The organism is Leifsonia sp. SIMBA_070, assembly GCF_046534635.1.
In the GTDB taxonomy this organism is placed as follows: Bacteria; Actinomycetota; Actinomycetes; order Actinomycetales; family Microbacteriaceae; genus Leifsonia.
Window position 1 is genome coordinate 1 of record NZ_JAWRYK010000128.1, and the last position, 309, is coordinate 309.

The 309-nt window shown below is 62.8% G+C and carries 1 protein-coding gene; it reads left to right on the plus strand.

What is annotated here, in order from left to right; translation table 11 throughout:
• Window positions 1–64: 64 nt before the first annotated feature.
• Window positions 65–309: hypothetical protein (locus SB754_RS19705; RefSeq protein WP_410784083.1), on the plus strand; the 245-nt coding region annotated here is incomplete at its 3' end.

Here is a 309-nt window from a genome sequence, read left to right on the forward strand (position 1 = left end):
CAGCACGGAGGGCAACGGCCGGATTGTGACGATGACCGGGACCCCTTCCCGGAACACCCGGTACATGGCCGCCCTGATTCCGGGATCCGGATCAAACCTCGGAGAACTGCATTCCTACTCGAACCGGTTCGCCGCGATTTACGGTGACACCTCCGGCGACAAGGTCGGATTCTACTGGCAGGGTACCGGCATTCCGCAGGACGTGGTGTGGGACAACAGGAACTCGGACTTCAACGAGACCGGCGCACCGCGGCTTGCAGCTTTCGACTTTGCCGTGGACCTGGAAATACCCGCGGACGCCCGCACCAC